At 68.7% G+C, this 13,803-nt stretch carries 11 protein-coding genes; 7 read left to right on the top strand and 4 right to left on the bottom strand.

The features are described from left to right. From G3N96_RS14370 to G3N96_RS14355, 4 genes are all read left to right on the top strand, one after another. A partial coding sequence (locus G3N96_RS14370) for a PAS domain-containing protein (protein WP_277399443.1) occupies positions 1 to 739 on the top strand: 739 nt, incomplete at its 5' end. A gap of 199 nt (positions 740 to 938) precedes the next feature. Further along, the gene (locus G3N96_RS14365) at positions 939 to 1,670 is read left to right on the top strand and encodes a DsbA family oxidoreductase (RefSeq protein ID WP_206137601.1); all 732 of its coding nucleotides are present in this window, start codon (positions 939 to 941) and stop codon (positions 1,668 to 1,670) included. Positions 1,671 to 1,806: 136 nt separating this feature from the next. Next, a complete protein-coding gene (locus tag G3N96_RS14360; protein ID WP_206137600.1) occupies positions 1,807 to 3,243 on the top strand; it encodes a DHA2 family efflux MFS transporter permease subunit in 1,437 nt (478 codons plus the stop codon). 320 nt (positions 3,244 to 3,563) lie between these two features. Further along, complete coding sequence (locus G3N96_RS14355) at positions 3,564 to 4,352, top strand: sulfite exporter TauE/SafE family protein (RefSeq protein ID WP_206137599.1); 789 nt, start codon at positions 3,564 to 3,566, stop codon at positions 4,350 to 4,352. A gap of 341 nt (positions 4,353 to 4,693) precedes the next feature. Here the strand turns inward: G3N96_RS14355 and G3N96_RS14350 are convergent, their stop codons facing one another. From G3N96_RS14350 to G3N96_RS14340, 3 genes are all read right to left on the bottom strand, one after another. Continuing rightward, positions 4,694 to 6,529 (bottom strand): peptidase S1, encoded by a 1,836-nt coding sequence (locus tag G3N96_RS14350; protein ID WP_089430682.1) that lies wholly within the window; start codon positions 6,527 to 6,529, stop codon positions 4,694 to 4,696. Positions 6,530 to 7,143: 614 nt separating this feature from the next. After that, a complete protein-coding gene (locus G3N96_RS14345; RefSeq protein WP_206137598.1) occupies positions 7,144 to 9,234 on the bottom strand; it encodes a D-(-)-3-hydroxybutyrate oligomer hydrolase in 2,091 nt (696 codons plus the stop codon). Between the two features lie 136 nt (positions 9,235 to 9,370). Next, on the bottom strand, positions 9,371 to 9,736 hold the full coding sequence (locus G3N96_RS14340; RefSeq protein ID WP_089424630.1) for a BON domain-containing protein: 366 nt from the start codon (positions 9,734 to 9,736) through the stop codon (positions 9,371 to 9,373). A 438-nt stretch (positions 9,737 to 10,174) separates the two neighbouring features. Between G3N96_RS14340 and G3N96_RS14335 the strand changes: the two genes are divergently transcribed. The 3 genes from G3N96_RS14335 to G3N96_RS14325 all read left to right on the top strand — a co-directional run bounded on the left by G3N96_RS14335 (position 10,175) and on the right by G3N96_RS14325 (position 13,366). Then, positions 10,175 to 11,617, top strand: coding sequence for a TAXI family TRAP transporter solute-binding subunit (locus G3N96_RS14335; RefSeq protein WP_206137597.1), 1,443 nt, complete (start codon positions 10,175 to 10,177; stop codon positions 11,615 to 11,617). 94 nt (positions 11,618 to 11,711) lie between these two features. Then, the gene (locus G3N96_RS14330; protein ID WP_089439342.1) at positions 11,712 to 12,350 is read left to right on the top strand and encodes a 2-hydroxychromene-2-carboxylate isomerase; all 639 of its coding nucleotides are present in this window, start codon (positions 11,712 to 11,714) and stop codon (positions 12,348 to 12,350) included. A 68-nt stretch (positions 12,351 to 12,418) separates the two neighbouring features. After that, positions 12,419 to 13,366: a LysR family transcriptional regulator gene (locus G3N96_RS14325; protein WP_124576609.1), complete on the top strand. Its 948-nt coding sequence runs from the start codon at positions 12,419 to 12,421 to the stop codon at positions 13,364 to 13,366. Between the two features lie 34 nt (positions 13,367 to 13,400). Here G3N96_RS14325 and G3N96_RS14320 read toward each other — a convergent pair whose 3' ends face one another. Next, complete coding sequence (locus G3N96_RS14320; protein ID WP_206137596.1) at positions 13,401 to 13,802, bottom strand: nuclear transport factor 2 family protein; 402 nt, start codon at positions 13,800 to 13,802, stop codon at positions 13,401 to 13,403. Between the last annotated feature and the right edge of the window lies 1 nt (position 13,803).

Genomic DNA, 13,803 nt, shown 5'->3' with positions numbered 1-13,803 from the left:
GCGCGGGCGCACGGGCATGCCGGCCAACGGTGCGCCGGCACGCCGGCCCGATGCGCTGCCCGGCCCGCGCCCACCCGAGATGGCGAACCCGATGCGCAAGAAGAAATCCCCCGTCAAAGACCTGCTGCTCACCCGCTATGCGCCGATCGCCGACGGTATCGCCGCGCTGTTCTTCCCGTACGCGGAAGTCGTGATCCACGACCTGCACGACCAGACCGTGCTGTATCTCGCGAACAACCTGTCGAAGCGCGAGGTCGGCGACGATTCCGCGCTCGAGGAAATCGATCATTCCGCGCGCGAGCGCGTGATCGGCCCGTACGAGAAGCTGAACTGGGATGGCCGGCGGATGCGCTGCGTGAGCAACGTGCTGTTCGACGACGAAGGCCGCCCAGCCGGGATGATGTGCATCAACTTCAACATCGCGGTGTTCGACGAGGTGCGCGCGACGCTCGACCTGTTCATCAAGGGCGCGGGCGTCGTCGCGCAGCCGGACGAACTGTTCCGCGACGACTGGCAGGAGCGCATCAACACGTTCCTGCACGGCTGGCTGCGCGAGCGGCAGGTCGGGCTGAACGGGCTCACGCGCGAGCACCGGCGCGAGCTCGTCGAAGCGCTTTACGCGGAGGGCGCGTTCCGCGGCAAGAGCGCGGCGAACTACGTCGCGAACGTGCTCGGGATGGGCCGCGCGACGGTCTACAAGCACCTCAAGCACCTGAAGGAAACGCAGGGCGACGCGTAAGCGCCCTCCCCTTCGGGCCGGTTCGCCGCCGCACGCGGCGACGGCCGGCCATCGGCATTCGCTATCGGGCCGCCGCTTCCGTGTCTATGCTTCGTGATACGCCGGGCGCCCGCTTCGCCCGGCCGCCCGGCCAGGACGAAACGTCGAAGTACAAAATGATATAGTCCCGGTTACATTTTTTTGCTGCCCGGAACCGCCCATGACGACCGCTCCCGCCCCGACTGCCCGCCCGACCCTGACCGTCGAAATCTGGTCCGACCTGATCTGCCCGTGGTGCTGGATCGGCAAGCGCCGCTTCGACGAGGCGCTCGCCGCGTTCGCGCACGCCGACCACGTCGACGTCGCGCTGCGCGCGTACCGGCTGATGCCCGGCCAGCCCGTCGAGCCGGTCGAGGCGATGCTCGCCGGCAAGTACCGGATGTCGCCCGCGCAGGTCGACCAGATGCTGCGCCAGGTGACCGACGCGGCCGCGAGCGTCGGGCTGCGCTACGACCTGCCCGGCACGCTCGTCGGCGATACGCTCGACGGCCACCGGCTCGTGAAGCTCGCGGAAGCGACGGGCCGCGCGCACGCGCTGACCGAGCGGCTGTACCGCGCATATTTCTGTGAGCACGGCTCGCTGTTCGATCACGCCGAGCTGACCGAATTCGCGGTCGAAGCGGGGCTCGAGCGCTCGGCCGTCGACGCCGTGCTGCGCAGCGACCTGTACCGCGCCGAAGTCGAAGCCGATGCCGCGCGCGCCGCTCAGATCGGCGGCCGCGGCGTGCCGCTGTTCGTGTTCGGCGGCCGCTACGCGGTGTCGGGCGCGCAACCGGCCGACGCGTTCGCGCAGGCGCTCGACCAGGCATGGCGCGACGGCATCGTCGAACTCGACGGCGGCGACGCAGCCGCGTGCGGCCCCGACGGCTGCGAACTGCCGGCGCGCTCGTAACGCCTGTCGCCTCCATCGCGCGCGTCCCGCCCGGACGCGCGACTACGCATCGCTGCTGCCACAAACCGGCAGGAAGCCCGCGCCGCGGGGGTCTACAATGCAGCCTTTCAAATAACTATCAGAAGGCGGCAAGCCCATGACCCACGGGATTCACGGCGAGAAGCGCTGGTACGCGCTGATCGTCCTCTGCCTCGGCGTGCTGATGATCGTGCTCGACAGCACGATCGTGAACGTTGCGCTGCCGTCGATCCGCACCGACCTCCATTTCACCGAGACGGCCCTCGTGTGGGTCGTCAACGCGTACCTGCTGACGTTCGGCGGCTGCCTGCTGCTCGGCGGACGGCTTGGCGACCTGTACGGCCAGCGGCGCATGTTCCTCGCCGGCCTCGTCGTCTTCACGCTCGCATCGCTCGCGTGCGGCCTCGCGCAATCGCAGGCGATGCTGATCGCCGCGCGCGCGGTGCAGGGGATCGGCGGCGCGGTCGTATCGGCCGTCGCGCTGTCGCTGATCATGAATCTCTTCACCGAGCCCGGCGAACGCGCCCGCGCGATGGGCGTGTACGGCTTCGTCTGCGCGGGCGGCGGCAGCCTCGGCGTGCTGCTCGGCGGGCTGCTGACGAGCTCGCTGTCGTGGCACTGGATCTTCCTCGTCAACCTGCCGATCGGCATCGCGGTCTATGCGATGTGCGTCGCGCTGCTGCCGCGCCTGCGCGCGCCGGCCGGCAACGCGCGGCTCGACGTCGCGGGCGCGATCACCGTCACTGCATCGCTGATGCTGGCCGTCTACGGGATCGTCGGCGGCAACGAGGCCGGCTGGCTGTCGACGCAGACCGTCGCGCTGATCGGCGCGGCCGCCGCGCTGCTCGCGCTGTTCATCGCGATCGAGGCGCGCGCCGCGCACCCGCTGATGCCGCTCTCGCTGTTTGCCTCGCGCAACGTCGCGCTCGCGAACGTGATCGCCGTGCTGTGGGCGGCCGCGATGTTCGCGTGGTTCTTCCTGTCCGCGCTGTACATGCAGCGCGTGCTCGGCTACGGGCCGCTGCAGGTCGGCCTCGCGTTCCTGCCGGCGAACCTGATCATGGCCGCGTTCTCGCTCGGGCTGTCCGCGCGGATCGTGATGCGCTTCGGCATCCGCGGCCCGATCGCGGCCGGCCTGCTGATCGCGGCGTGCGGCCTCGCGCTGTTCTCTCGTGCGCCGGTGGACGGCGGCTTCGTCTGGCACGTGCTGCCCGGCATGACGCTGCTCGGCATCGGCGCGGGCGTCGCGTTCAATCCGATGCTGCTCGCCGCGATGAGCGACGTCGATCCGGCCGATTCCGGGCTCGCGTCGGGGATCGTCAACACCGCGTTCATGATGGGCGGCGCGCTCGGCCTCGCCGTGCTCGCGAGCCACGCGGCCGCCCGCACCGACGTGCTTGCGGCGACGCACGCGCCGCTCGACGCGCTGAACGGCGGCTACCATGCGGCCTTCGCGTTCGGCGCGGCGTTCGCTGCCGCCGCCGCACTGATCGGCCTCGCGCTGCGGATCCGGCAGCAGGGTACGGTCGGAGGCGTCGGCCCCGCGATGCACTGACCGGTAGCTGGCGGCGGGTGGTGTCCACCGCCGCCATCGAACCGGGGCGCGCACTGTCGCGCCCTTTTTTATACCTGCCGGGCCTCGCACCCGCTCTCGCTTCACTGGGCGTTTCGGGCGGATCAGTCGCGAGGAAGACGCCCCCCGCGCCGCTCAAACGCCCGTTTTACTTCAGGCCGGATGCCCGCGCCACGGGCTTTCCCCACCGATTTTCAACGCAGTCGACCATCGACCCGCCACATTTGCGACAATGGCGGACTTTGATCCACGCGCCGCCGCCGAACATCGCATGACCGTCGCCGCATAACCGCCTGCTTCCGATGTCGCTTCCCCATATCGATCTGCTGTACTCGTTGTCCGGCCTGTTCGTCGGCATCCTCGTCGGCCTGACGGGCGTTGGCGGTGGTTCGTTGATGACACCGATCCTCGTGCTGCTGTTCGGCGTCCACCCGGCAACGGCGGTCGGCACCGACCTGCTGTACGCGGCCGCGACCAAGGCCACCGGCACGCTCGTCCACGGCCTGAAAGGCTCGATCGACTGGCGCATCACGGGCCGGCTCGCGGCGGGCAGCGTGCCGGCCGCGGCCGTCACGCTGTGGTGGCTGCATACGCACGGGATGAACACGCCGGGCACCGCGCGGATGATCCAGCTCGTGCTCGGCATCGCGCTGCTGCTCACGTCGCTCGCGCTGATCTTCCGGCCGCAGCTCACCGCGTTCGCCGCGCGCAACCCGCTCACGCCGAGCCCCGCGCGCACGCTGTGGTCGACCGTGCTGACGGGCGCCGTGCTCGGCATGCTCGTGTCGATGACGTCGGTCGGCGCGGGCGCGATCGGCGTGACCGTGCTCCTGCTGCTGTATCCGGCGCTCGCGACCACCCGCATCGTCGGCTCCGACATCGCGCATGCGGTGCCGCTCACGCTCGTCGCGGGCATGGGCCACTGGCTGCTCGGCTCGGTCGACTGGTCGATGCTGCTGTCGCTGCTGCTCGGCTCGCTGCCCGGCATCGTAATCGGCAGCCTGCTGTCGGCGCGCGCGCCGGAGCGGCTGCTGCGCAACCTGCTCGCCTCGACGCTCGTCGCGGTCGGCATACGGCTCGTGCTCGCGTAAGCGGCGCGGCTGCAACGTCACGCGTCGACCTCCTTTCTCTCGCCGGAATCTTCCGACGAAAGACCCCGTCACGTCACCGGCGTCACTTCATGGGGATTTTCCGGCGAATCCTCAATAGAGGGCCATTCATCCCTTGTTTGAGGATTCTTCGGCACCTTTACGCAGACTCCCGGCGTCGACGAGTCGCCCCTCGAACAAGACGATGCCCCGGAAGTCCATGACTCACGGGGCATCTTGGAAAACGCCGGCACTGCCTTCAACACACGCCACGTGGGGTGCCGGAGCACGTAGCCAGGCAGCGCCTAGATCTCACGCCAGGCGGCGCAAGCCGCCCGCGGCGCTTACTGCCCCTGCTGCTGCAACTTCTGCTGCTTGAGCTGCTGCGTGCGCATCTGCAGCTTCAGCACGCGCTGCAGCGCAGTGCGGTTGGCGAGGATGCCGTCGTAGAAGTTGGCGAGATCGCCCTTCAGCGCGGTCCGCGACGCGTCGTTCAGGTAGATCATGTGGCCCGACGGGTAGTTCTTGATCGTCAGGTTCTGCGCCTTGAGCGTCGGGTCGAGCGGCATCTGCGCGAGCGTCAGCTCGGTCTGGTGGAACGGCGTGACGGCGTCGAAATAGCCGTTGGCCGACAGCACCTTCAGGTCCGGGTTCACGCTCATCGTCGACGCCAGGTCGCCCGCCGTGTACAGCGTATTGCCGCCGCCCTTGTTCGCGCCGGTCGGATCCGTGTGGCTGAAGTCCCAGTTGTTGAAGACCTGGTCGTTCAGGTCCACGAACGACGACGTCGACGTGTACTTGAGGTCGGTGTTTATGTAGCTGTTCCACAGCACCGTGTACGCGCCGCCGACGTTCGTGATCGACGGATCGTTGCTGCCCGAGTTCGGCAGGATGTACGGCGCGATGCCCTTGCCCGTGAAGTTCGCGCGACCGTCGTACTGGCCGATCTGCGTGCCCGGCACGAGCGTCAGGAAGAACGTGTACGGCGGGTTGTCGTTCGACGACGGCACGTTGCCGAGCGCGGCCGGATTGCCGAACGTCTGGATCAGCGACGTCGGATCCGTGCCGATGTACGCGCCCATCTGTTGCGCGGTCTGCAGGTTCAGGTTCAGGCGCACGTTCACGAAGCCGCCGTCCTGCGGGTTCGGTTTCTGCGCGAGCGGCGCGAGCGTGTTGTCCGCGTAGTTGCGGGCCTGGACCATGTACGCGTCGAGGTCGGTCGGCGTCGGGTTGAGCGTCGTCTTCTTCCAGTAGAACGCATCGGCCGCGAGCGTCGGGAACGTGCCCGGCGCGGACAGCGCATTCGCGTAGTCGAGGATCGACGACTGCAGCGTGATCCCGTTCAGGTCGATGCCGTCCTCATGCAGCACCCACGACACGACCGCGCTGCGCGCGGTGCCGTACGACTCGCCGTACAGGAACTTCGGCGAATTCCAGCGCGAGTACTTGGTCAGGTAGCGCTGGATGAAGCGGTCGATCGAGCGGGCGTCCTGGTCGGTGCCCCAGAAGTCCTTGTTCTTCGCCGGGGCGATCGCCGCCGAGTAACCGGTGCCGACCGGGTTGATGAACACGAGGTCGGTACGGTCGAGCAGGCTGTCCGGGTTGTCGAGCAGCTTGTACGGCGCGGGCGGCGTGAAGTTCGGGAACGACGACTGCAGGCGTTTCGGCCCGTACGAACCGAGCAGCAGGTAGACCGATGACGAACCGGGACCGCCGTTGTAGAAGAACGTGACCGGGCGCGGCTTCGACGGGTCCGGATTGTCCTGCGTGTACGCGACGTAGAACATCTTCGCGTTCGGCGCCGACGTGACCGGATCGATCGTCGTCAGGTGGCCCGTGGTGGCCGTGTACTTGATCGTCTTGCCGCCGATCGTGACCGTACGGTGCACGACGGCCGCCCCTTCGGTGGAATCCGTGACCGCGTCGTTCGGGCCGGTGCCGTACACGTCGTTGTCGACGTACGGCTGGTCGGCCGCGGCGGCCGTTGCGGTGGTGTTGGCCGACGTGCTGGCGCCGGCGGACGTCGCGGCGGCGGCGGCAGCCGAAGCAGCCGGGCTCGACCCGTCGTCGCCGCCGCACCCCGTGACGAGCAGCGCAGCAGCCGCGGCCGCCGCGAGCGGCACGCTCAGTGTCGTTCCGAATAGCGCGAAACCGTCTTTCAAGGACTTCCGTGTCGTCATTATTGCCTCTCGAACAGAACGATAAATACCGCCGGTCGCAAAGGATCATTTGCGCCGGCGCTCCGCACCGGGAATGCATTCGTTATGCGACGCACTCCGAGTTTTTTACCGGCTCGGCGAATACCGACCGGCATGATTTACCCCACCCATATTTTTTGCGACCGCACAATGAAATCAATTCCATTGCGCACGACAATTCGATAATCCGCAGCAATACAGATTCATTCGGCGCATTTGCAGACGCACAAAATCGACGGCAAAGGCATGCCCCGCCAGGCCCGCCCCATCAAGGGCGCCTCGCTTCGAACAGACGAACAATCCCCCTCGGCGAGATGCCGATTAATCGCAAAACGACGATCAATCGCGACTCGAGCCGATTTAATAAAATCGAAAGGATCGATTAACTAAACGGAAAGGAATATCTCGTATCTGGAATTTATTAAATTAAGTGAAAATACCGGCGCATATTAGGGTCCCGATTTATCGCCGTAAAGTAATAATTTGTTACGGCGCTCGCCATTCCGATAAAAGGCAGTGCGGGACCGATTCCAGAGCACCCAAAAGAAAAAGCCGGACGACTGTCCGGCTTCGTGAGGGCGGCGCGGCGCGCGCCGTCAGAGCGGCACGTCGATCGCGCCGGCGCCGGTCGTGATCGCATTCGCCCCCGGCGCGGCCGAGATCGGCGGCAGGTTCGCGCTCGTCAGCGCGGGCGCGGCGCCCGGCGTGCCGCCGCGCGGCACTGTGCGGATCACCTGCGACGGCGGCAGCGGCGCGCCGTTCTTCAGGTGCTTCCACATCAGGTTCAGCGCCTGCAGGTTGTAGTAATGAACCGGGACGAAGCGCGTGTCGAAGCCCGGCACCGGCAGAAACGCGTCGAAGTGCTGGCCGTTCGTCACCTCGTAGAACACGAGCTGGCTGCGCCCGCCTTCGCTGATGCCGTTCTGCGCGACGTACGCGCGCGACGCGTGGTTCACGGGCACGAGCGCGTCGCTGCGGCCCTGCACGATGATCGCCGGCTTGCCCTGCAGGTTCGCGTTCACGCGCACCGCGTCGACGTTCGCGGGCATCCCGAGCATCCCGTTCGTCCAGAGCTGGCGCAGGCACAGCGCGCCCGCGAAGCTCCCATCCGGCGTCGCGAGCCGGTGGTCGACGCCCGCGCCCGTGTTGAACACGAGGCTGATGCCGGCCGTCGGCGGCACGCCGTTGCCGACGCCGAACACCGCCGGCATCGGCGACGTGGCGGGCGCGGCGACGGCGCCCGTCGCCGGGTTCGTCGTCGCGAAGCTGAAATTGCACAGGTTGTCGGTGACGCGCGAGCGCGTGTACGCGTTCGCATACGTGACCGCGATCGCCGGAATCGCCTGCGAATCCCACATCGGCGCCTGCAGCAGGTCGGAATCGGCGAGGTAGCCGGCCGCGTGGAGCTGCGCGAGCGCGTCGGCGGCCTGGCTTTGCGTATCGGCGCCCGACACGAGCCCGGCCGCGGCGAGCGTCGCGCAGCGCTGGGTGCGGATCGACTGCGTGGTCGCCGCCGGCAGCGCGCTCAGGGACGGCGCGTCGGCAAGCGATGCCGACGCGGCCGCGCACGGCTCCAGCAGGTTCGCGAGCGTCGCGTAGTCGGCCAGCGGCCGGCCGAACGACGGCACCGGCAGGCCGCCCGAGCGCACGACCGCGTTCGGCGCCATCCGCACGTTGATCTGCGGCTCGCCAACTACGACCGCGGTAATCCAGCCGCGGTTGTCCTGTTCGGCCGCCGCGAGCGACGCGCCGCCGCCGTTGCTGACCGACGCGGCGATCGTCGTGATGTCGCCCGCGCGATAGCGCACGCCGTGATGCGAGCCGTCGACCAGCGGTCCGAACTGCTCGTTGAGCGCCCAGTACGCGAACTCGACCGACTGCAGCGTCACGCGCCCCCAGTCCTGCTCGGGATTCTGCTGCGAATGCGCGTGCTTGAACGCATAGCGGTTCGGGAAGCGGGAATTGAACGTGGCGAGCTCGCCGCTGGTGACGTTCGCGGTGAACAGGCTTGCGGTGCCGGCCAGCACTGCGTTGGCGAGCGTGCCGTCGATCAGCGTGATGGTGTCCGACATCAGCTCGTGCGCGCCGTTGCCGCCGCCCTTGTCGTTGTAGGCGACCGCGCAGCCGCGCTTGAGCGCCCATTCGCCGGCCGCGGAAATCGCGCCGTACACGCCGCGCGAGCCCGACGACGTCGCGGTGACGATGCACGGCTGCGCGGGATTGAAGCCGGCGGGCACCTGCACGAGCAGCGTGACGTTCTTGCTGCCGCTGCCGTCGTCGGCGTACGCGAGATATTCGGTGCCGGGAATCTTGCCTTCGCCGAGCGTGTCGTTGCCGTCGAGGTCGACGTTCGGCCCCCAGAAGCGGCCGTAGCCGCCGTTTGCGCTCATGTCGACGAGCGCGCGGTAGTTCGACCAGATCGCGAGACGGCGCAGCTCGGCGCCCGTCGGCCGGGCGGCATTCGCAAAGCCGGGGGCGCTCGCCGAGCCGAGGCCCGTCTTGCCGAGGCCGGCCGTCAGCAGGTCGTCGCTCGCGCCGTCATAGGCCGTCGTGCGCACGCTGCCGGACACGAAACCGGGCAACCGGTTGCGCTCGGCCGACTCGTCGCCGTTACAGGCGCCGAGTATCGCGACCGCGGCCAGCGCCGCGCCGAAAACCATCCGCCTGCCCCACCCGAGTCTCGTCATCGCCGCCCTCTCGATATCGTTGTCGGTCCGCCGCCGCTTCGTGCGGCGTGCGGCCTCTCAAGCGCAAACGGGCCCCGGCATGCCGGGGCCCGCCTGAAAACGGGCGCATGCGGCGCTCACGCGCCGCCGCCCGGCGTTACTGCTGCTGAACCGTCAGCTTGTTCGACACCGACGTCACGCCGCTCACGCCCTTCGCCGCCTCTTCCGCCTTGTCGATCTGGGCCTGGTCGGGCACCGTGCCCTCCAGCGTGATCGCGCCGCCCTTCGAGCGCACGACGATGTTCGCCACGTCGATGCCGCCCGCCTTCGTAATGGCCTTGCGCACCGCATAGCCCAGCTTGCGGTTCGCCTTCTTCGCGGTCTTCGCGGCGGCCTTCGGCGCGCTGGTCGCGGCCGCGGGCGCTTCCGTTGCCGCGGCATCGCTCGACTGCGCATACACGCTGCCCGACAGACAGGCCGCCACGGCGGCGACGCCCAACGCTCTCAACACGATCGACTTCATGCTATCTCCTTATCACTCCGGAACGGCCGTGCACAGTACGGCCGATTACCCCCAAAAACAGCCGGCCCGCGCGCGAACGGGCGGGACAGCCGGTGTTTTCCACGGCGATACGAGAGAGGCGAGACGGGCTGGCGGCAGGCGCACGCGAAAGCGGGCCGGCCGGGCCGGACAGCCGCCGGCCGAACGCGCCCGGTCTCATTGCGTGCCGGGTCGCGCGCAAATCGGGCGCGGCTGCGTCGCACAATGTAATCCAGCGCCCGCGGAAGCGCAAAGCTTTTGACGCGGGGCCGCCCGCCACTGTCGCCGCGGGGCCGCGCCAGGCCGCCCCACTCGCGCACGCCCGGTGAAACCGGGTACCATCGCCGCGAGCATCGGCGTCGTCCATGACCACCGTCCGATCGTCACCGATACGTCACGCCAGCGTCATCCTTCGCCCCCATGAAGCCAGCCCACCCTCGCCCGCCTCGCCGCATCCTCGCCCGCTTCGTCGCGGTGTCGTGGCGCGACCTCGCGCTGTCGATCGGCCCGACCGTGCTGCTCGCCGGCGCGGCCGTCTGGCTCGCGGTCAAGCTGATCCAGCCGGCCCCGCCGTCCACGCTCGTGATCTCGTCCGGGCCGCCCGGCAGCACGTACTGGAACGCCGCGCAGAAATACAAGACGATCCTCGCGAAGAACGGCGTCACGCTCGACGTCCAGTCGTCCGAAGGGTCCGCCCAGAACCTCGCGCGGCTGTCGAACCCGAACGCGCCGGTCGACGTCGGTTTCGTGCAGAGCGGCATCGGTCCGAAGGAGCGCGACGAGCACCTCGTGTCGCTCGGCAGCATCGGCTACGTGCCGCTCGCGATCATGTATCGCGGCCCCGTCGTCGCGCGCCTGTCCGACTTCAAGGGCAAGCGGCTCGCGCTCGGCGCGGAAGGCAGCGGCGCGCGCGAGCTGAGCCTCGCGCTGCTGAAGATGAACGGCATCGTGCCGGGCGGCTCGACCGAGCTGCTGCCGACCGCCGGCGAGGACGCGGCCACCGCGCTGCTCGACGGCAAGATCGACGCGGCGTTCCTGTCCGGCGACTCGACGCAGATCCCGGTGATGGCGAAACTGTTCCGCGCGCCCGGCGTGCACGTGTATTCGTTCACGCAGGCCGAGGCGTACGCGCGGCGCTTTCCGTACCTGACCGCGATCACGCTGCCGATGGGGGTCTACGATCTCGGCCGGAACCTGCCGCCCGCCGACATCCACACGGTCGCGCCGACCATCGAACTCGTCGCGCGCGACGCGCTGCACCCCGCGTTGTCCGACCTGCTGATCGAGGCCGCGCGCGAGGTGCACGGCCACGCGACGATCCTGCAGCACGCGGGCGAATTCCCGTCGCCCGTCACGCGCGGGTTCGCGCTCTCCGACGACGCCGCGCGCTACTACAAATCGGGCAAGACCTTCCTGTACCGGCGGCTGCCGTTCTGGGTCGCGAGCCTCGTCGACCGGCTGCTCGTCGTGGTCGTGCCGCTGATCGTCGTGCTGATCCCCGGGCTGCGGCTCGTGCCGTCGCTGTACGGCTGGCGCGTGCGCTCGCGCATCTACCGCTGGTACGGCGCACTGATCGCGCTCGAGCGCAGCGCGCTCGGCGAGCACACGGCCGAGGAGCGCGTGCAGTTGCTCGACGAGCTCGACGACATCGAGGAAGCCGTGAACCGGATGAAGATGCCGCTGGCTTATGCCGGGCAGTTCTACGTGCTGCGCGAGCACATCGGCTTCGTGCGCGAGCGGCTTACCGCGCACGATCAGGACACGCCGGCCGGCCCGCCGGGCGCCGGCGGCCCGCCGCAGGCACGTGCCGAAGCCGCGCCGCCGGCCGGCACGCCCCCTCGGGCGACTCCCGGTTCCGCGTAAGCGGACGATCCGCGATCATTGCCGCATGCGCGCGCCGCCGCGTAACATGGAGGCCGCCGCCAGGCGCCGCTCGCCCCACCCTCTGGAGATCGCCATGACTACCGGCCTCGACACCGCCCAACCCGCCTGGTTCTACGACTTCGTGTCGCCGTTCTCCTACCTGCTCCTCGAACAGCTCGACAAATGGCCGGACGTGCCGTTCGAGCCCGTCGCGGTGTCGCTGCCCGACCTGCAGCGCCACTGGGGGCAGCGCTCGAGCGCGGACGTGCCCGCCAAGCGCGTGTTCACGTACCGTCACGCACTGTTTCGCGCCGAGCAGCTCGGCATCCGCTTCAAGATGCCGCCCGCCCATCCGTTCGATTCCGACAAGGTGTTGCGCCTCGCGATCGCGCTGCGCGCCGATATCGCGACCGTGCTGGAAATGTTCCGCTTCATCTGGCACGACGGCAACGACCCGTCGACGCCGGAAGGCTTCGCGGCACTGTGCGAGCGCGTCGGCGTCGGCCACGGCGACGAACTGATCGAATTCGAGGAGACGAGCGCGCAGTTGCGCCGCAACACCGACGACGCGATCGCGCTCGGCGTGTTCGGCGTGCCGACGTTCTGGATGAACCAGCAGCTGTTCTGGGGCGAGGACGCGCTGCCGATGGTGCTGTACTGCGCGCGCACGCCGAACTGGCTCGAATCGCGCGAGGTCAAGCGGATCAGCGTGCTGCCGAAGGGCCGCGTGTGATGGCCGGTATCACGCACGCCAATGCCCGGCTGCGGTAAGGTTACGCGTCCCCGGAATCCCCTTCTACGATGGAAGAAAACGACCGTACCGCCTCGCTCGATATCTGGCTCGTGCGCGTGTTGCGCACGCTGCTGCTCGAGCGCAGCGTGACGCAGGCCGCGCTGCGGCTGAACCAGACCCAGCCGGCGATCAGCACCGCGCTGCGCAAGCTGCGCGAGACGCTGAACGACCCGATCCTCGTACGCGGCAAATCCGGCATGGTGCCGACCGAATACGGCGCGTCGCTGCTCGAGGCCGCGCAGCGCGCGCTGCGCGAGGTCGACTTCATCGCGACGCCGCACGGCGATTTCGATCCGTCGTCCGCGCGGCGCACGTTCCGCGTCGCCGCACCCGATTACCTGAACGATTTCTTCATGCCGACGCTGATCGAGCGCTTTCGCGACGCGGCGCCGCATGCGCATCTGGAAATCGATTCGCTGAATCCCGCGCTCGATCACGCGGGCGCGCTCGAATCGGGCGCGCTCGATCTCGTGATCGGCAACTGGCCGAAGCCCGACCCGCAGTTCGCACGCCAGGACCTGTTCTCCGACACGATCGTGTGCCTGATGCGCGATGCGCACCCGCTCGCACGCGTGCCGCTCACGCGTGAAGCGTACGCATCGGCCGCGCACGTCGCGCCGACGCCGTACACCGGCGACAAGCGCAACGCGATCGAGATCGGCCTGGCACGCGCGCGCCTCACGCGGCGCATCGTGACGACGCTGCCCTACTTCGGCATCGTGCCGCAGGTGCTGCTGCAGTCGGACCTGATCTTCACGACGACGCGCCGCTTCGCGACGCACTATGCGCAGTTGCTGCCGCTCGTGGTCGTCACGCCGCCCGTGCCGTTCCCGCGCATCAAGAGCTACCTGCTCACGCATCCGCAACCCGACCGCCCGACCGACATCGCGTGGCTGTGCGCGCTGATGCAGAGCGTGTCCGACGAGCTGACGGTTCCCCGCAGCCGCAAGCGCTGAGCCGCGGCACGAAACGGCGCGCGGCCGCTCGGTTTCAGCCCGTGCAGAAGGTTTCCTGCAGATGGGTCCAGCGCACGACGCCCGCCGCGTCGCGCTCGAACACGGCGGTTGCGCGGCGCGCGGGCAGTTCGCCCGACGCGGCGTGCTGCGCTTCGAGATAGGTGACGGTCGCATGCGACGCGTCGGCCGCGAGCACCCGGGTGTCCGACAGCGTGATGCGCAGCCCCGGCTTCGCGCCGGCGAGCTTGTCGAACAGCGCGCGCGTACCGTCGTGATCGACCTCGCGGCCGTCGGTCAGGATCATCGTGAATTCGGCTGAAAACGCGGCGAGCAGCGCGTCGAGCGCCTCGGGCGCGGTATCGACGCCGGACAGCCAGCGCTCGATGGCGACGAGGCTCGCATCGAGCGTGTCGAGATAAACCTGATGATCGGACATG

This window comes from Burkholderia sp. Se-20373, from assembly GCF_017104705.1.
In the GTDB taxonomy this organism is placed as follows: Bacteria; Pseudomonadota; Gammaproteobacteria; order Burkholderiales; family Burkholderiaceae; genus Burkholderia.
This window is presented reverse-complemented; position numbering and strand designations above follow the sequence as displayed.

Coding starts and splice junctions, on each gene's coding strand:
- G3N96_RS14325 (WP_124576609.1), top strand. CDS start 12,419: ATGGAAGAAAACGACCGTACCGCCTCGCTCGATATCTGGCTCGTGCGC.
- G3N96_RS14340 (WP_089424630.1), bottom strand. CDS start 9,736: ATGAAGTCGATCGTGTTGAGAGCGTTGGGCGTCGCCGCCGTGGCGGCC.
- G3N96_RS14365 (WP_206137601.1), top strand. CDS start 939: ATGACGACCGCTCCCGCCCCGACTGCCCGCCCGACCCTGACCGTCGAA.
- G3N96_RS14350 (WP_089430682.1), bottom strand. CDS start 6,529: ATGACGACACGGAAGTCCTTGAAAGACGGTTTCGCGCTATTCGGAACG.
- G3N96_RS14360 (WP_206137600.1), top strand. CDS start 1,807: ATGACCCACGGGATTCACGGCGAGAAGCGCTGGTACGCGCTGATCGTC.
- G3N96_RS14345 (WP_206137598.1), bottom strand. CDS start 9,234: ATGACGAGACTCGGGTGGGGCAGGCGGATGGTTTTCGGCGCGGCGCTG.
- G3N96_RS14355 (WP_206137599.1), top strand. CDS start 3,564: ATGTCGCTTCCCCATATCGATCTGCTGTACTCGTTGTCCGGCCTGTTC.
- G3N96_RS14335 (WP_206137597.1), top strand. CDS start 10,175: ATGAAGCCAGCCCACCCTCGCCCGCCTCGCCGCATCCTCGCCCGCTTC.
- G3N96_RS14330 (WP_089439342.1), top strand. CDS start 11,712: ATGACTACCGGCCTCGACACCGCCCAACCCGCCTGGTTCTACGACTTC.
- G3N96_RS14320 (WP_206137596.1), bottom strand. CDS start 13,802: ATGTCCGATCATCAGGTTTATCTCGACACGCTCGATGCGAGCCTCGTC.